The 16691-nt window shown below is 63.7% G+C and carries 14 protein-coding genes; 10 read left to right on the top strand and 4 right to left on the bottom strand.

Annotated elements, in window-relative coordinates:
- Positions 1-326: 326 nt before the first annotated feature.
- From pyrE to HMPREF3172_RS01985, 4 genes are read left to right on the top strand one after another with little or no spacing between them, the layout of a single operon-like run.
- Positions 327-917, top strand: a complete 591-nt coding sequence (pyrE, locus tag HMPREF3172_RS01970) for an orotate phosphoribosyltransferase (RefSeq protein WP_083281362.1) — start codon at positions 327-329, stop codon at positions 915-917.
- A 38-nt stretch (positions 918-955) separates the two neighbouring features.
- Positions 956-1699, top strand: a complete 744-nt coding sequence (locus HMPREF3172_RS01975; RefSeq protein WP_070515013.1) for an ABC transporter ATP-binding protein — start codon at positions 956-958, stop codon at positions 1697-1699.
- Positions 1699-3219, top strand: a complete 1521-nt coding sequence (locus HMPREF3172_RS01980) for an ABC transporter permease family protein (RefSeq protein WP_070515015.1) — start codon at positions 1699-1701, stop codon at positions 3217-3219. The genes HMPREF3172_RS01975 and HMPREF3172_RS01980 overlap by 1 nt, the downstream gene beginning before the upstream one ends.
- Positions 3212-3886: a TrmH family RNA methyltransferase gene (locus tag HMPREF3172_RS01985; RefSeq protein ID WP_070515017.1), complete on the top strand. Its 675-nt coding sequence runs from the start codon at positions 3212-3214 to the stop codon at positions 3884-3886. The genes HMPREF3172_RS01980 and HMPREF3172_RS01985 overlap by 8 nt, the downstream gene beginning before the upstream one ends.
- A 134-nt stretch (positions 3887-4020) precedes the next feature.
- Here HMPREF3172_RS01985 and HMPREF3172_RS01990 read toward each other — a convergent pair whose 3' ends face one another.
- The 3 genes from HMPREF3172_RS01990 to HMPREF3172_RS02000 all read right to left on the bottom strand — a co-directional run bounded on the left by HMPREF3172_RS01990 (position 4021) and on the right by HMPREF3172_RS02000 (position 8000).
- Positions 4021-5163 (bottom strand): acyl-CoA dehydrogenase family protein, encoded by a 1143-nt coding sequence (locus HMPREF3172_RS01990; RefSeq protein WP_070515019.1) that lies wholly within the window; start codon positions 5161-5163, stop codon positions 4021-4023.
- 27 nt (positions 5164-5190) lie between these two features.
- The gene (locus tag HMPREF3172_RS01995) at positions 5191-6384 is read right to left on the bottom strand and encodes an acyl-CoA dehydrogenase family protein (protein WP_070515020.1); all 1194 of its coding nucleotides are present in this window, start codon (positions 6382-6384) and stop codon (positions 5191-5193) included.
- A 164-nt stretch (positions 6385-6548) separates the two neighbouring features.
- Positions 6549-8000 carry an MFS transporter gene (locus HMPREF3172_RS02000; RefSeq protein ID WP_256173108.1) on the bottom strand — a complete coding sequence of 484 codons (1452 nt, stop codon included), beginning with the start codon at positions 7998-8000 and terminating at the stop codon, positions 6549-6551.
- A gap of 76 nt (positions 8001-8076) precedes the next feature.
- Between HMPREF3172_RS02000 and fbaA the strand changes: the two genes are divergently transcribed.
- The 5 genes from fbaA to HMPREF3172_RS02025 all read left to right on the top strand — a co-directional run bounded on the left by fbaA (position 8077) and on the right by HMPREF3172_RS02025 (position 14884).
- The gene (fbaA, locus tag HMPREF3172_RS02005) at positions 8077-9099 is read left to right on the top strand and encodes a class II fructose-bisphosphate aldolase (protein WP_070515021.1); all 1023 of its coding nucleotides are present in this window, start codon (positions 8077-8079) and stop codon (positions 9097-9099) included.
- A 204-nt stretch (positions 9100-9303) separates the two neighbouring features.
- Complete coding sequence (locus HMPREF3172_RS02010; protein ID WP_070515023.1) at positions 9304-10938, top strand: ABC transporter substrate-binding protein; 1635 nt, start codon at positions 9304-9306, stop codon at positions 10936-10938.
- A gap of 106 nt (positions 10939-11044) precedes the next feature.
- Positions 11045-12145 (top strand): ABC transporter permease, encoded by a 1101-nt coding sequence (locus tag HMPREF3172_RS02015; protein WP_070515024.1) that lies wholly within the window; start codon positions 11045-11047, stop codon positions 12143-12145.
- The gene (locus tag HMPREF3172_RS02020) at positions 12145-13167 is read left to right on the top strand and encodes an ABC transporter permease (protein WP_083281364.1); all 1023 of its coding nucleotides are present in this window, start codon (positions 12145-12147) and stop codon (positions 13165-13167) included. Before HMPREF3172_RS02015 ends, HMPREF3172_RS02020 begins: the two co-directional genes overlap by 1 nt.
- On the top strand, positions 13160-14884 hold the full coding sequence (locus HMPREF3172_RS02025) for a dipeptide ABC transporter ATP-binding protein (RefSeq protein ID WP_070515026.1): 1725 nt from the start codon (positions 13160-13162) through the stop codon (positions 14882-14884). Before HMPREF3172_RS02020 ends, HMPREF3172_RS02025 begins: the two co-directional genes overlap by 8 nt.
- Before the next feature lie 93 nt (positions 14885-14977).
- Here the strand turns inward: HMPREF3172_RS02025 and HMPREF3172_RS02030 are convergent, their stop codons facing one another.
- Entirely contained in the window at positions 14978-15394 is a 417-nt protein-coding gene (locus HMPREF3172_RS02030) for an acyl-CoA thioesterase (RefSeq protein WP_070515027.1), read from the bottom strand.
- Between the two features lie 48 nt (positions 15395-15442).
- Here HMPREF3172_RS02030 and HMPREF3172_RS02035 point away from each other — a divergent pair, with 48 nt between their 5' ends.
- On the top strand, positions 15443-16654 hold the full coding sequence (locus tag HMPREF3172_RS02035) for an FAD-dependent oxidoreductase (protein WP_070515028.1): 1212 nt from the start codon (positions 15443-15445) through the stop codon (positions 16652-16654).
- The last annotated feature ends 37 nt before the right edge of the window (positions 16655-16691 follow it).

Genomic DNA, 16691 nt, shown 5'->3' on the forward strand with positions numbered 1-16691 from the left:
CCGGCAGTTTTTGGCCTAGCCTGGCGCCCGTTGCTCAGCAAAAACTCCCGTTAGCCGGTTTCTGCGGCTTAGCCGTACGGAGACTCCCTTTAGCCGGAATCTGCGGCTTAGCAACAACTGCTAAGGGGAGTTTTTGTTGCTAAAGCGTGGGCGGGGGTCTGGGGGAGACTCCCGAGGTGCAGGGGTGGGTGCGTGAGGTGGGGGTTTGGTTGGCGGGTGTGCGGCACCCCGGGCTCCCGAGGTGCAGGGGGTGGGTGCTCCCGAGGTGCCAGGTGAGCGGGTTCCTCCCTACTCCATGTGAAGTGGCGCTCATGCCCGCGAATACAATGGCGGCCATGACCGACACACGTTCGTACGATCCTGCGCAGACACGCGAAGAGCTGCTGAAACTCATCGACTCCCTGGCCGTTAAGCGCGGCAGCTTCACCCTGTCTTCGGGGAAGCAGGCCGATTACTACCTGGACCTGCGCCTGGTGACGCTCGACCACCGGTCGGCGCCTCTCGTGGGCGACATCGTCCTCGACGTCCTCGAAGCCGAAGGCCTGCTGGGCTCGGTTGATGCCGTCGGCGGGCTCACCATGGGCGCTGACCCCGTGGGAACCGCCACCATGCACGCTTCCGTGCGTCGCGGCACCCCGCTGGACACCTTCGTTGTGCGCAAGCAGGCAAAAGAACACGGCATGGGCAAGCGCGTCGAAGGACCGGACGTCCGGGGCCGTCGCGTCGTCGCTGTAGAAGACACGTCGACAACCGGCGGATCGGTTCTCACCGCCGTGGAAGCCCTGCGTGAAGCCGGTGCGGAAGTCGTCGCCGTCGTCGTGGTCATGGACCGCAACACCGGTGCGCGCGAACGCGTCGAAGCAGAAGGTCTGCGCTATCTGACAGCATTGACCACCGCTGACCTCGGCCTGGACTGAAGTCACGCGGCGAAAGTCCGCAAAGGAAAGGACACCCTGTGCTCGAACTGTCGTCCATCACTGTGAAGTCGCAGCGCAGACTGTGGCTTGACGACGTTTCCGTCAAAGCGACCCCGGGGCGCATCCTCGGTGTTGTGGGCCCCAAGGGCGCCGGCAAAACCGAACTCGCCCGCGCCATCATGGGCATCATCGAACCCGAAAGCGGCACCGTGAAGCTCGAAGACAACGAGCTCGTCGGCGGTGACCGTCAGAACTTCGGCTACTTGCCTGCCGAACGCGGCGGTTTCCCCTCCATGAAGGTCATGGAGCAGATCGTCTACATGGCGCGCCTGCACGGCATGACGCTCGGTGCGGCAGAGCGCAACGCGGTCACCCTGCTGGCCCGTCTCGAACTGTCCGACCGCGCCTACGTCCCACTTTCTCAGCTGTCGGGAACCGAACAGGCCCGCGTGCACATCGCCGCGGTTCTTGCCGCCGACCCGGACGTCGTCGTCATCGACGAAATCGGCGAGGGCCTCGACATGGCCTCCGCCAAGCTCGTGTTCGGCCTGCTGAAGGACCACGCGGACGCCGGCGTGCCCATCATCGTCACGTCTGACGACTGGGAGCTCATCGAACAGTACGCCGACGACATCCTGGTGCTGGGCCACGGCAGCGTCATCGCCCACGGAACAGCCAAGGAGCTGCGGAAGGAACACTCGGCCAAGGCCAAGGCCAAGACCGACGCCAAGGCCGACGCTCAGCCCGCCAGTCTGCGGGAAATCTTCAAGGAGGACGTCTGATGGCAAACAAAGATCACAGCGAGGATCACGACAACATCAGCACCACCTCGTACACGGACCTCGGCGGGGGAGGGAAGGCCCTCGACCCGCACAACCTCGGTGACGAACCGGTGGGAGAACTCGCCGAGGTTCCCGATGAGCTGCGTGAGGACACCGGTGATGAAACCAAGACGGGGCTCGTCTCCGAGTTCCGCGACCTCACGGGTGGGCAGGCGTCCTATCTGGTAGCCAACCGCGAAACCTCGCAGGCGCTGCGCAGCCCGCTGTTTGCGGCGACCGCGCTCGCACTCATCATCGGTGTGCTTGCTGCGCTCATCATCGGCTTTTCGCGCACCGGCGTGTCCGCCGGCAGCGGCGAAAGCGTCGCCATGATGGTGCCGGAAGAGCAGAAGGACCAGGTTGCACAGCAGCTTCCGCAGGTCGAACAGCAGCTGGGCATGTCCGTCACGATCGTCACGAGCGTCGAAGAGGGCCAGGACGCCGTCAAGAGCGGCAAGGTCGACGCTTTCCTCCTGCAGGACCCGACGGGTCAGGGCAATGACCAGCTGATCGCCAAGAACCGCATGCCGCAGGCAATCATCGACAAGCTCGTCAGCACGCCTGACGTCACCTACGTCGACGGTGGGCCCATCGACCCCGCAACCGGTGAGGTCGTGGCCTGGACCATGGTCGCGCTGACCCTGGCTGCAGGACTGAGCCTGGGTGCTTTGGCCTACCGGGGTGTGCGCGAAGAGCGCCGCACCCACACCAGCGAAATCATCATCGCTGCCATCCCGCCGCGCTCGGCTCTGTGGGGCCGCATTTGGGGCCTCACACAACTGGCTCTGCTCCTGCTGGTCATCACGGCGGTTGTCGGACTGCTGGGCATGTCTGTTATCGGTCTGGCCGGCGAGGTGTACGCGGCTCTGCCTGCTCTCGGCTGGTTTGTGCTGAGCTATGCCTTCTATGCGGCGGCAGTCATCGCACTCTTCGCGCTCATTGCAATGGGTGAAAAGCAGCGGGGCCGCCGGATCGGCGCGGCTGTTGCGGGAGTTGTCATCGTCGTGATGGCGTTCCTGCCGATGCTGCCGTTCATGGCTGACAGTCTGCCGCAGGTTGCCGCGTGGCTGCCGTTTGCCGAACCGACCGGCGTTGGCGCGCTGTACCTGCTGACCGCAGCCCCGTGGTGGCACGGCCTGGTGGCCGCCGCTTCGGCCGCTGTCGTCGCGGTTGTGCTCGTCATGCTGGCCATCTCGCGCTACACGAAGACGGTGCTGTCGGGTGCCGGCATCGCAGGCCGTCCGGCTGTGGCGAAGGCAAAGCTGAAGAACGAACCGAAGGGCAAGGCAGACAAGGTCGACAAGGCTGACGAGGCGGAGGAAGCCGACGACGCTGCCGAGGCCGAGGACGCTGAGGAAGCTGACAAGGTCAAGACGAAGGCCAAGAAGGCTGACGGCAAGTCCTCCAAGGCCGATTCCGCTAAAGCTGGCTCCGCCAAGCCCAAGAAGAAGGCCGGCAAGTCCGTGAACGAGGATGACTGAGCCGAAACCTCCCACCGCGGAGCCGACAGCCGCAGAGCCGGCTGAATCCGCAGCGCCCTCCCACGGGGTTGGCCCGTGGGAGGGCGAATGGCCCGACGATGAGCGCTATGATCCCGAGCTGCTGCGTGACGGCGACCGCCGCAATGTGGTCGACGGCTACCGCTACTGGACGATGGAGGCGATCATCGCCGACCTCGACCAGCGTCGCCACGGCTTTCACGTGGCGATTGAGAACTGGCAGCATGACCTCAACATCGGTTCGGTTGTGCGCACAGCCAACGCCTTCAACGCGGCTGCCGTGCACATTGTCGGCAAGAAGCGCTGGAACCGCCGAGGCGCCATGGTCACCGACCGCTACCAGCACGTTCTGCACCACCCGACTGCCGACGACCTCGCGGCTTGGTGTGCTGAGCGGAACCTGCCGCTGATCGGCATCGACAACTTCCCGGACTCAACACCGCTCGAAACCTATGACCTTCCGCGGGACTGCGTGTTTCTGTTCGGTCAGGAATCCATCGGGCTGACGGACAGTGCGCACGAAGCCTGCGAAGCCGTTTTGTCAATCGAGCAGTACGGTTCAACCCGCTCCATGAACGCGGCTGCCGCAGCGGCAATCGCGATGCACGCCTGGATCCGCAGGTGGGAGTTCGGGCAGACCGTCAGCTGAAAGACCCTCAGCTGACGGCAGCACCCAGCCGACGGCAGAGAAACCCGCAAAAAGCACGAGGTGCCGCTCACCTTTCTGGTGAGCGGCACCTCGTGCTTTTCGTGCCTGAGCCGAATTCGGCTCAGCCGCACGGATCAGAGATCAGCTGCGTAGGGTTCGAGCAGACCGCCGACTTCGCCGAGTTCGACCAGAGCCTGGTCGGGAGCGGCGAAGGTGCGGGGGATGACGGTCAGCCGCTTGGCGTAGTGGCCGATGGGGTATTCCATCGTCATGCCGATGCCGCCGTGCATCTGAATAGACTCCGAGAAGATGTGACGCGCCGACTGGTCGATGATGACCTTGGCGGCGAGCACGTCCGCGTGGCGGGTCTTGGAAGTTCCGTCGGTGTCAGCCTCGATGGCGAGCTTCGAGTACAGCGCCATCGACTTGGCCTCTTCGAGCTTTGCGTAGGCGTCTGCCGCGCGGTGCTGCAGGGTCTGGAAGACGCCGATCGGCACACCGAACTGTTCGCGGGTTTTGAGGTAGTCGGCCGTCATGAACAGTGCGGCTTCCATAGCGCCGACTGCTTCGGCGGCAAGGGCTGCCTGAGCGGTGTCGAGGACGCGCTCAATCGCTGCCGCTGCATCGCCGGCTTCCAGACGCTGGGCTGTCGCACCGTCGAAGAGGACGGATGCGCTGCGCAGGCCGTCAGCCTGGGTGCGCGGGTCGACGGTCACACCGTCGGCGTCGGCCTTGACGAGGAACAGGCCGAGCTCACCGTCGACCGTCGCCGTGACGACGAAGGTGTCGGCTGCGTCGCCGCCGATGACCTGCGCCTTTTCGCCCGAAACGGTGTAGCCGTCACCGGAGGCCTGCGTCGTGGTGGTCGGGTGGAGGAAGTCGTAGCGGCCGGCGGGTTCCTGCGCGGCGAAGGCCAGCTTGAGTTCGCCGGCTGCAACCGCGGGAAGCAGTTCAGCCTTCTGGTCTTCACTGCCTGCGGCCTGGATGAGACCAGCACCCAGCACGACGGTCGGCAGGTAGGGTTCGAGCACGAGTGCGCGGCCGAACGCCTCCATGACGACTGCGACTTCGCCAAAGCCCATGCCGGCGCCGCCGTATTCTTCTTCAATCGGCAGCGACATGAGGCCCAGCTGTGCGAACTGGTCCCACATCTGCTGGCTCCAACCGGCTTCTGAGCGCAGAATCTCTTCGCGCGCTTCAGCGCTGTACTTGTCTTTCAGCAGGCGGCCGACGGTCGATTTGAGTTCCTGCTGGATGTCATTGAGTTCAAGATCCATTTTCTATACCTCTCGTTCTTCAGCAGGTCACAGACCCAGGATGGCCTTGGAGATGATGGAGCGCTGGACTTCGGAGGAACCTCCGTAGATCGTCACCTTGCGCATGTTGAAGTAGCGCGGCGTGGCTGAGACCGCTGCCTGGGACAGGTTGGTGAAGCCCTCGCTGACCTGTGCGGAGTCGACGAAGTCCATGCCCTGCGGGGCGACGATGTCCATGAGCAGTTCGGTGATGTCCTGCTGGAGTTCCGAACCGCGCAGCTTGAGGATTGACGACCGCGGGTCGGGCGCGTCGGAGCCTGCAACCTGGGTGGACAGGACGCGCAGCTGCATCATTTCGAGTGCCTTGAGTTCGGCTTCGATCTTGGCGATGCGGGTGGAGTACTGCGGGTCGTTCAGCAGGGAGCCGCGCTGGGTCTTGGTTGCTGCGGCGTAGGCCTTGGCACGTGCCAGGTTGACCTTGGATTCGCCGACGCGGGCGATTCCGGTGCGCTCGTTGCCCAGGAGGAACTTGGCGTAGGTCCAGCCCTTGTTCTCTTCGCCGACGAGGTTCTCGACGGGAACTTCGACGTTTTCGAAGAACACTTCGTTGACTTCGACGCCTCCGTCGATCGTCTGGATGGGGCGGACGGTCAGACCGGGGGAGGTCATGTCGATCAGCAGGAATGAAATACCGGCCTGCTTCTTGACGTTGGGGTCGGTGCGGACCAGGCAGAAGATCCAGTCGCCGTACTGGCCGAGTGTGGTCCAGGTCTTCTGGCCGTTGACGATGTACTTGTCGCCGTCGCGCACGGCCGAGGTCTTCAGCGATGCGAGGTCGGAACCGGCGTTGGGTTCGGAAAAGCCTTGGGACCACCAGATGTCGAGGTTGGCGGTGGCCGGCAGGAAGCGGTCCTTGATTTCCTTCGAGCCGAAGGTGTCGATCACGGGGCCGACCATGGATGCGTTGAACGGCAGCGGGTGTGGAACGCACGCGGTCTGCATTTCGTCCAGGTAGATGTGGCGCTGGACGGGCGTCCAGTCGCGGCCGCCGTATTCCAGTGACCAGTTGGGGACGGCCAGGCCGTGCTTGTTGAGGATGCGCTGGCTGGTGACCATGTCGTCCTTGGAGACTTCCTGGCCGATTGCCACGCGGTAGCGGATTTCTTCGGGAATCTCAGTGCGGTAGAAGTTCCGCATCTCTTCTGCGAATTCCAACTCTTCTTTGCTGAAAAGGCTGTCCATCGGTCCTCTTCCCCGATCGAATTTGATCGTTCGTTTGGTTGGTTTGAGCCCATACTATGACCCGCGCCGCGTTTAGGGGAAATCTGTGTCTGCCAGTACCGGGTAACGAGGTGCCGGGCTGGCTGGCGCTTGGGCTGCCGAGGTGCCGGTTGGGGCCGGGTGGGTCAGCTCCGGGCGGCTTGTTCGGCTCGCTTCTGGCCGGGACCGGTGCGCGGCACGGCGAGCATGAGTACGAGTCCCAGCAGCAGGACGACGATTATGCCGGCGGCACCCGCGCGTTCGAAGCCGAAGATGGTGATCGACAGGCTGAACAGCCACGGGCCCAGGAAGCTGATGGCCCGCCCGGTGGTGGCGTAGAGGCCGAAGTTCTCGCCGGCGCGCTCCGGGGGAGTGATGCGGGTGAGGAATGAACGGCTCGATGCGTTGACCGGACCGACAAACAGGCACAGGAACAGTGCGCACGCCCAGAACACGGTGGGACTGTCTGAGAACAGGATCGGCACGGCGCCAATGCACAGGCAGGTCAGGCCCGTGATGATGACCGCTCTGGGGCCAACAGCATCGTCAAGCGGGCCGGACACCAGGCAGCCGATCGCGGCGACGACATTCGCAGCAATGCCTAAGTAGATGACCTGGGTTTCTGTGAATCCGTAAGCGGAGGCCGCGAGCACACCGGCCACCGCGAAAATCGTGGTCAGGCCATCGCGGAAAACAGCCGATGCGATGAAGAAGACAAAGGTCTGCCGGTCGTTCTGGAAGAGGTCCTTCAGCCGGCGGAACAGGTCCTTGTAGTCCTGCTTCCAGCTGGTGAACCATTCAGCGACCGGGTTCCCAGAACGCGCCTGGGCAGTCTGCACCTGAGCCCCCGACGCATCGCGCGGGGCCAGGAAGATCAGCGGAACAGCCCACACGGCAAACCACACGGCGGTGGCTCCGGCCACCAGTCGGAACCGCCAGCCGCCTTCGCTGACCGCCCCGAACAGTCCCACCTCGGGAAGGATGAAGGCGAACAGCGCAATGAGCAGCATGGCGAGCCCACCCAGGTAGCCGAAGCCCCAGCCGATGTTCGACACTTTGCCCACGCTGTTCGGTGCGGCAATCCGCCCGAGCATCGCGTTGTAGCTGACCTGGGCCAGTTCGAAGAACACGGAAGCGGCGGCCAGGAAGATCAGGCCGGGCAGGAAGAACACCGGTTCGCTCTTGATGAACGCCAGCGCGAAAACACAGGCGACGACAATGCCGGTGTAGATGGTCAGCAGGCGCCGGTGGCGGGACTTCGCATCGGCGCGGGCACCCGCGGCGGGAGCGACAACAGCAACGACCAGGCCCGCTAGACCGGAGGCCCACCCCAGCGCGGCAGCGCCCGAAACCGGGTCCTCGGCAACCGCCTTCACGAGGTACGGGGCGAACACGAAGGTGACGATCACAGCCGAGTAGGCCGAGCTTCCCCAGTCCCACAGAGCCCAGGCCGCAGCCTGCACGAGGTTCGTGCGTGTGGGCGGGGCCGGGTGTCCGGGTTCGGGCGAAGCGCCGGTCGGAGTTCCAGCCGGGACTTCGGACGAGGCGCCGGCTGGCTGGCCGTCGAGCGGGCCGGCTGAGTCAGTGCTTGGGCTCATGTTGTTAAGACTACGGTCAAATTCGGGTGCGTAGAATGATTCCGACTGAAGCAATCCCCTAAGCGCAGGAGTGTTCATGGCAATTGCAACCCCTGATCAGTACGCCGAAATGCTCGACCGGGCCAAGGAGGGCGGTTTCGCCTACCCGGCCATCAACGTCACGAGCTCCCAGACGATCAACGCCGCACTGCGCGGCTTTGCGGAAGCTGAATCCGACGGCATCATCCAGTTCTCCTTCGGCGGTGCTGAATTTGCCTCGGGCGCGACCATCAAGGACCGGATCACCGGTTCGATTGCGCTCGCCGAATACGCGCACACGGTTGCGAAGAACTACGGTGTGACGGTCGCTCTGCACACCGACCACGCGCAGAAGGACAAGGTCGAAGACTGGGTCAAGCCGCTCATCCAGGTGTCGCAGGAGCGCGTCGACCGCGGTGAAGACCCGCTCATCCAGTCGCACATGTGGGACGGTTCGGCCATTGAAGTCGGCGAAAACCTTGAAATCGCCGAAGAGCTGCTCGAACTGACCAGCCGCGCCAAGCAGATCCTCGAAATCGAGGTCGGTGCTGTCGGCGGTGAAGAAGACGGTGTCAAGGGCGGCGAAAACGACAAGCTGTACTCATCGGTCGAAGACGGTCTGGCAATTGTCGACAAGCTCGGCCTTGGCGAGCGCGGCCGTTACATGACCGCGCTGGTCTTCGGCAACGTGCACGGTGTGTACAAGCCCGAACACGTCCGCCTGCGCCCTGAGTTGCTGAAGGAAATCCAGGACGAGGTCGGTAAGAAGTACGGCAAGGACAAGCCGTTCGACCTGGTGTTCCACGGCGGTTCGGGTTCGACGGCACAGGAAATCGCCGATGCTGTTTCCTACGGTGTCATCAAGATGAACATCGACACCGACACCCAGTACGCGTTCACTCGCCCCGTGGCCGACCACATCTTCACCAACTACGAAGGTGTGCTCAAGGTCGACGGTGAGGTCGGAAACAAGAAGATGTACGACCCGCGCGCATGGGGTCGCGCCGCTGAGGCCGGCATGGCTGCTCGCATCGTCGAGGCCTGCCAGCGACTCGGCTCCGCCGGCACGAAGATGAGCTGACGGGCTCCTGCCCGCCAGAAGTACGTGGCGCCGCTCACCGAAAAGGTGAGCGGCGCCTCGTGTTTGGGGTTAGGTGGATCACAAGTCGGCGCAAAGTCTTGCTATCCTTAACGGAACCTGAGCGGCCTGTGAATAAACACTGAATGTGGTCGCTGTATTGGTCTGACCGCCCTACCTGGCGGTTCGAAACGAAAGGATGGCTTCATGGCCGTAAAGAAGCGCGCGGCGGGACTGGTTGCCGCAGCTGCCGCCCTCGCACTGGGGTTGAGCGCATGCTCGTCGTCGACCACCGGCGGTTCGGACTCCGGTGAAGGCGGCGCACTGAGCGTCGGCACCACCGACAAGGTCACCGTGCTCGACCCGGCGGGTTCGTACGACAACGGTTCGTTCTTCGTCATGCAGCAGGTGTTCCCGTTCCTCATGGAGTACAAGCCCGGAACGTCGGAAATCCGCGAGGGAATCGCGGAGTCTGCTGACTTCGTCAAGCCGAACGAATACGAAGTCAAGCTCAAGAAGGACCTCAAGTTCGCCAACGGCAACGACCTGACTGCCTCGGACGTCAAGTTCAGCTTTGAGCGCCAGACCAAGATCCAGGACCCCAACGGCCCGGCTTCGCTGCTGACCGCAATCGAATCGATTGACACCCCGGACGACCACACCGTCGTGTTCAAGCTGAACCGCGAAAACGACCAGACGTTCCCGCTGGTTCTTGCCGGCCCCGCCGGTCCGGTCGTCGACGAAGACGTTTTCGCCGCTGACGCCATCACGAAGGACGACGAAATCGTCAAGGGCAAGGCATTCGCCGGTCCCTACGAAATCTCGACCTACAAGTTCAACGAACTGGTCACCTACAAGAAGTACGACGGCTACGACGGCGGCGGTGAGGCAGCCAAGAGCGCCGAAGTGCAGATGAAGTACTACTCCGACGCGAACAACATGAAGCTCGATGTCGAAAAGGGCAGCATCGACGTTGCCTACCGTTCGCTGTCGCCCACGGACATCGCAGACCTTGAAGGCAAGGACAACCTCACCGTCCACAAGGGCCCCGGCGGCGAAATCCGCTACATCGTGTTCAACTTCGACACGATGCCCCACGGTGCGAAGTCGGACAACCCGGACGAAAAGAAGGCCCTGGCAATCCGCCAGGCTATGGCATCCTCGATTGACCGCGCGGCAATCGCCAAGGACGTCTACAAGGACACCTACCAGCCGCTGTACTCCTACGTGCCCGAAGGCATGCAGGGTGCAAACGAATCGCTCAAGGGCCTCTACGGCGACAAGCAGGGCGGCGCTGACGCTGACGCGGCTAAGAAGTTCCTTGAGGACGCCGGTGTGGAAACCCCGGTCAACATCAAACTGCAGTACAACCCGGACCACTACGGTCCGTCTTCCGGCGACGAATACGCCGCTGTGAAGAAGCAGCTGGAAGACACCGATCTGTTCAAGGTCGACCTGCAGTCGACGGAATGGGTGCAGTACGCCAAGGACCGCAGCAACGACGTCTACCCGATGTACCAGCTGGGCTGGTTCCCGGACTACTCCGACGGTGACAACTACCTGGTTCCGTTCTTCTACAACACGGAAGAAGAACCGGCGTTCCTGGCCAACCACTTCCAGGACGACAGCATCAACAAGAAGCTGCTCGAACAGGTTTCCCAGCCTGACGCCGGCAAGCGCGAGAAGCTCATCAGCGACATCCAGGACGACCTGGCCAAGCAGCTGCCCACGCTGCCACTGCTGCAGGGCAACCAGATCGCCGTTGCGGACAAGAACGTGAAGGGCGTTGACGAAACGCTCGACCCGTCGTTCCAGTTCCGCCTGTCGATGCTGAGCAAGTAATCGCTGAAGAGTGAGGCCGCCGCTGACACTTGATGGACGCGGCGGCCTCGCTCAGTTCTCAGGCCCGTGTTAAGGGTCTGCACTCCCTCTACCTACGGAAACTCATATGACAGCCAGTGTCGAAATTCCGGATCTCGCATCCGGCCCGGCCGGACAGCAGAAGAAGAAAGCGACCAAGAGCAGCGGCTCGGGTTTGGGCCGCTACCTGCTGGTCCGGTTCCTCCTCATCATCCCGACGGTGTGGATCCTCACCACGCTCGTCTTCTTCCTCATGCGGGTCACCGGTGACCCCATCACTGCCAGCCTCGGCGGCCGGCTGACAAAAGAACAGCTGGCCCAGCGCGTAGCCGAAGCCGGCTATGACCGGCCGCTGATCGTCCAGTACTTCGAGTACATGGGCAATCTGCTGCGGGGTGACTTCGGCACCACAGTGTCGGACAACCGCCCCGTCACGGAGGTTCTCGCGCAGTACGGAACAGCAACCCTGGAGCTTGTGCTGTTTTCGCTGGTTGTCGCGTTCATCGTGGGCATTCCGCTGGGCATGATCGCTGCGAAGTACCGCGACCGCGCGCCCGATGCGGTTCTGCGTATCTTCGGCATCCTCGCCTACGCGACCCCGGTGTTCTTCATCGGTCTGCTTCTCAAGCTGGTCTTCGGTGTTCTGTGGCCGGTTCTGCCGGTGGCGGGCCGAGCTTCCGGAAGCACGGAGATTCTGCTTGACGGGGTTGTCGCTCCCACCCGCCTGTACCTGATCGATGCGCTGCGGATCGGCGACTTCGCCGCTGTCAACGACGTTCTGTCCCACGCGGTTCTCCCGGCTATCGCCCTGGGGCTGATCACGGGCGGTACGTTCCTGCGCCTGGTGCGCACCAACCTGATCGGCACCCTGGGTGCCCAGTACATTGAGTCGGGCCGTTCCCGAGGTGTCAGCGAGTTCCGTCTGACCACTCGCCACGCGTTCCGGCCGGCTCTCATTCCGATCGTCACGGTCATGGGCATGCAGATTGCCCTCATGCTGGCCGGCGCGGTTCTGACCGAAACGACCTTCGAATGGAAGGGCTTGGGCTTCCAGCTGTTCCAGTACCTGCAGGCGCGTGACTTCGTTGCGGTGCAGGGCATTGTGGTGATGCTGGCGGTCATCGTCGCGGTCACTAACTTCATTGTCGACATCATCGTCGCCTTCATCGACCCCCGAGTGAGGTACTGATGAGCACCCTCAACACTCCCGAAACTCCGGCCGCGGCACCCGCTGCCGGCAAGGACTCCGGCGGCTACGCACAGAAGCCCTGGTGGAAGAAGCTGCCCGTCATCAGCCACGTGCTGCAGTCCTCCGGGCTGCAGCGCGGAATGTTGATCACCGGTCTCATCATCTGCGGCGTTGTGCTCATCTGCGCTGTGTTCGCCCCGCTCATCGCCCCGTACGGCTACGCCGACCTGGGCGATGAAAACGGTCGCTTCGCCCCGCAGCAGGGGCCTTCGGCCCAGCACATCTGGGGTACGACCGTCACCGGCTTCGATGTTTTCTCCCGCGTCATCTGGGGTGCGCGCACAGCGGTGTTCGTCATCGTGGTGGCAGTCATCGCATCCGTGTTCCTCGGTGTGATCCTCGGTCTGCTGTCCGGCTACATCGGCGGGTGGCTCGACCGGGTGCTCGTGGTCGTGGCCGACGCGATCTACGCGTTCCCGTCGCTGCTGCTGGCAATCGTCATGACGATCGTCATCTCCGGTGGCCAGTCGACCGTCGTCGGCGGTGTCGTCGCCGCCGGAATTTCGATCACCGTGGTGTTCGTCCCGCAGTACTTCCGCGTGGTGCGGTCTGAAACAGTGCGCCTGAAGGCTGAGCCCTTCGTCGAATCCGCACAGGTTCTGGGTGATTCCAACCTGCGGATCATCACCCGCCACATCTACCCGAACGCCACCCGCAACATCCCGCTGATCTTCACCCTCAACAGCTCCGAGGCGATCCTCACGCTCGCCGCCCTGGGCTTCCTGGGCTTCGGCATCGAACCGACCTCGGCAGCCGAATGGGGCTATGACCTCAACAAGTCGCTCTCAGATGTCACCTCGGGCATCTGGTGGACGGCCCTGTTCCCGGGCCTTGCGATCGTGTTCACCGTCATCGGAATCACGCTGGTCGGCGAATCCATGACCGACCTCAACGACCCGCGCCTGCGCCTGCGCAAGAAATCCCGCCGCAGCCGGAAGGCAAAGGAGAGCAAGAATGTCTGAACATCTGCTGTCTATTGAGGACCTCAACGTCACCTTCACCACCGACGCCGGTGATGTCGACGCCGTCAAGGGCGTAAGCCTCTCCGTCGACCCGGGTGAAGTTCTTGCCGTCGTCGGCGAATCCGGCTCCGGCAAAACCGTCACGGCAAAGACGATCCTGCGGCTGCTGCCGGAAACCGCGGTGGCCGACGGCGCGGTCCTCGTCTCAGGTGACAACGTCCTGAAGATGACGCCCGCTCAGCTGACCGCCATGCGCGGCCGCAAAGCCGCGATGGTGTTCCAGGAGCCGTCCACCGCGCTCAACCCCGTGTTCCCCGTCGGCTGGCAGATCACGGAAGGCCTGCGCGCGCACGACCCCAAGGCGAAGAAAAAAGACCTTCGGGCGCGCGCCGTCGAAGCCATGGAGAAGGTCGGCATCCCGCAGGCCGATGAGCGCTTCGACTACTACCCGCACCAGTTCTCAGGCGGGCAGAAACAGCGCATCGTCATTGCAATGGCACTGGCGCTCGGGGCCGACCTCGTGATTGCGGACGAACCGACAACAGCACTCGACGTGACGGTCCAGTCGGAGATCCTCGACCTCATGCGGTCGCTGAAAGACGAATTCTCCACCGGAATTGTGCTCATCACCCACAACATGGGTGTTGTCGCCGACCTCGCAGACCGAGTTGCCGTTATGTACCGCGGTGAGCTCGTCGAAGTTGCCGACGTGCGCTCGCTGTTTGCCAACCCGCAGCACGAGTACACGAAGTCCCTCCTGGCGGCAGTGCCGAAGATCCGCACGCTTAAGAGCGGCCCGGCCACCGGTGCAGAGCCGACAGGCACCTCGGCAGCGGACCGTGCGGCGGAGGACGTGGGAAAGACCGCACAACAGGCAGACCCCTTTGCCGACGCGAAGACCATCGTCAAGGCGCGCGGCCTCGAAATCACCTACCGCGGCGGCTTCGGCAAACCGGACTTCCAGGCCATCAAGGGTGTTGACTTCGACATCCGCGAAGGCGAGGTCTACGGTCTGGTGGGCGAATCCGGCTCGGGCAAAACCACGATCGGCCGTGCAATCGCCGGTCTGACCCGCGCCAGCGGCGGTTCCCTTGAGGTGTTCGGTCAGGAAATGGTCGGCTTCAAAGAAAAGGAATTCAAGCCGCTGCGCGAAAAGATCGGCTTCGTATTCCAGGACCCGGCTGCATCGTTCAATCCGCACCTGTCGATTGGCGACTGTATTGCCGAGCCCTTCCGGGTGCACAGGCCGCGCATGAGCGAACGCGACCGCCGCAGCGAAGTCGTGCGTCTGCTCGATGCCGTGCAGCTGCCGGGCGAATACGCAGACCGTTATCCGCACGAACTGTCCGGCGGTCAGCGTCAGCGCTGCTCGCTGGCCCGCGGCCTGGCGCTGCAGCCGGAACTCGTCGTAGCCGACGAACCCACCTCCGCCCTCGACGTGTCCGTCCAGGCACGCGTCCTTGAGCTGTTCACCCAGCTGCAGGATGAGTTCGGCTTCGCCGCACTGTTCATCAGCCACGACCTCGCCGTTGTCGACATGCTGTCAGACCGCCTGGGCGTGCTCTTCCACGGCGACCTGCTGGAAGAGGGCACCGGGGAACAAGTGCTCGGCGCGCCGCAGCACACCTACACGCAGCGCCTCATCGCATCGCTGCCCGTTCCCGACCCCGTGGAACAGGAAAGCCGGCGCAAGCTGGCACGCGCACTGCGCAGCTGAGGCCAGGGACCCCACCCCAACAACAGAACGAGGCGCCGCTCACCTGGGAAGGTGAGCGGCGCCTCGTCATTTGGGTTGAGAGGGGGCTCAGTGTCACATAAAGGTGCGCAGGCGGTCTTTTGCTTCGTCCGACAGGGGAGCGGAGCGGCGGGTGTTAATGTTCGTCAGCACCATGACCGAGGTTGCCTTCGCACGGACTTCGCCTTCGTTGATGAGCAGTTGCTCCAGGCCGATTGAGGAATTTCCGACCTTCGTCAGGCGCGTGCGGATTTCAACTTCGCCGGGCCACAGCACTTCGGCCAGGTAGTCGATGGTGATCGTCGCAAGAACAAAAGCGTCGTCCTCCGCGAAGATATCCTGCATCGACTGGATGATCTCCACGCGGCCGCACTCAAAGTAGGTCGCGTAGACGGCGTTGTTGACATGGCCCTGCCTGTCAGTGTCGCCGTACCGGATCTTTTCAATTGCAGCCAGCGGGAAATCGCTGGCCTTCGGCTGTTCGTCACTCATACGGTTAGTCTGCCATGACTGTCGAGCTCCGTGAGTACAGTGGGGTGCGTGAAGAAGTCGGACATTGTCATTGTCGGTGCCGGTGCTGCCGGCACGCAGGTCGCCCAGGTGCTGTCGCGTGCTGGCAAGACCGCCGTGCTTGTTGACCCGCGGGACGAACCCGTTGAGCTTCCGCCCCTGACCGACGGCCTGTTCGGGGAGGCACTCACCATCACGCCGCTGCCGGTGCCGGAAGGCATCCAGCGCATGACGGCTGAAGCCGTGCGCGTTGAGCAGGGAGCTGTGCACCTGGCTGACGGGCGCGTGCTGCAGGCCGAATCGATTGTCATTGCCACGGGGCTCACTCCGCGCCCCTCACCCATTCCGGGCGGCTTCACGGTCGGCTCGCTGCCTGGGGCGCAGGCACTGCGCGATGCTGTTGTCGGTAGGGGAGACCCCCTGCCGCGGCTGGGGGTGCTGGGGTCTGGTTTCTTGGCTCTTGAGATCGCGCGCTCCGCTGCCGACCTGGGTGCCGAGGTGGCACTCCACCTGCGCGGTGACCTTCCCCTGCCCGGGGCTAGTCCGGAACTGGGCCGGGCCGTGCTTGAACTCAACGAGGCTGCTGGCGTGCGTTTTGTTCCCCGTGACCCGAATCCGGATGCGGCGTCCGCCGATGTGTGGGCCGCCGCGGTCGGTTCGCGCCCCGTGGTCCCGGACTGCCCGTGGCCGCTGACGTTCTCCGGTCGTCTGGCCGTGGGTGCTGATCTGCAGGTGGTGCCGGGCGTGTGGGCCATCGGCGACTGTGCTGAACCCGTGGAGGGGCCGAACGCTGGCCTGGGTGATGGAGGTGCGGAGCCGACCGCACTGTCCCAGGGACTGTGGTTGGGCCGCGTCCTGGCCAGTGACGATGCTGATGCCGTATGGCGCGAGGTGCCCTCCCGCTGGAGCTTCCAGGGCACCACCCGCGTGTTCACCGCGGGTGCTGCTTACCGGGTGTGCGATCCCACTCCCGTTGTTTTGGGCGATCCTGCCGCAGGCAGGGGGCAGCTGCTGTTCTTCAGCGGGCCTCACGATGACAGTGTGCTTGTACGGGTAGAAACCATCGGCCTGCCACCGGCGCACAACGCGGCCAAGCGGCTGCTCGGATCCGTCCTGGCCGAAGGGCTTGACGCGATTGCGGACGGCCGTGACCTGCCGGGTGCTGTGACGCGTGCTGAAGCCGCGGCACCGGATTTTGATATGCGCGCCCGCTCGCGCCAGCCGGCGGGGCGAATCGCCTGAAAGCCACATGAGCACGGTTTATCCGACCACTCGGTAG

Source organism: Brevibacterium sp. HMSC08F02 (assembly GCF_001807555.1).
Lineage (GTDB): Bacteria > Actinomycetota > Actinomycetes > Actinomycetales > Brevibacteriaceae > Brevibacterium > Brevibacterium ravenspurgense.

Coding starts and splice junctions, on each gene's coding strand:
- pyrE (WP_083281362.1), top strand. CDS start 327: ATGGCGGCCATGACCGACACACGTTCGTACGATCCTGCGCAGACACGC.
- HMPREF3172_RS01980 (WP_070515015.1), top strand. CDS start 1,699: ATGGCAAACAAAGATCACAGCGAGGATCACGACAACATCAGCACCACC.
- HMPREF3172_RS01985 (WP_070515017.1), top strand. CDS start 3,212: ATGACTGAGCCGAAACCTCCCACCGCGGAGCCGACAGCCGCAGAGCCG.
- HMPREF3172_RS01990 (WP_070515019.1), bottom strand. CDS start 5,163: ATGGATCTTGAACTCAATGACATCCAGCAGGAACTCAAATCGACCGTC.
- HMPREF3172_RS01995 (WP_070515020.1), bottom strand. CDS start 6,384: ATGGACAGCCTTTTCAGCAAAGAAGAGTTGGAATTCGCAGAAGAGATG.
- HMPREF3172_RS02000 (WP_256173108.1), bottom strand. CDS start 8,000: ATGAGCCCAAGCACTGACTCAGCCGGCCCGCTCGACGGCCAGCCAGCC.
- fbaA (WP_070515021.1), top strand. CDS start 8,077: ATGGCAATTGCAACCCCTGATCAGTACGCCGAAATGCTCGACCGGGCC.
- HMPREF3172_RS02010 (WP_070515023.1), top strand. CDS start 9,304: ATGGCCGTAAAGAAGCGCGCGGCGGGACTGGTTGCCGCAGCTGCCGCC.
- HMPREF3172_RS02015 (WP_070515024.1), top strand. CDS start 11,045: ATGACAGCCAGTGTCGAAATTCCGGATCTCGCATCCGGCCCGGCCGGA.
- HMPREF3172_RS02020 (WP_083281364.1), top strand. CDS start 12,145: ATGAGCACCCTCAACACTCCCGAAACTCCGGCCGCGGCACCCGCTGCC.
- HMPREF3172_RS02025 (WP_070515026.1), top strand. CDS start 13,160: ATGTCTGAACATCTGCTGTCTATTGAGGACCTCAACGTCACCTTCACC.
- HMPREF3172_RS02030 (WP_070515027.1), bottom strand. CDS start 15,394: ATGAGTGACGAACAGCCGAAGGCCAGCGATTTCCCGCTGGCTGCAATT.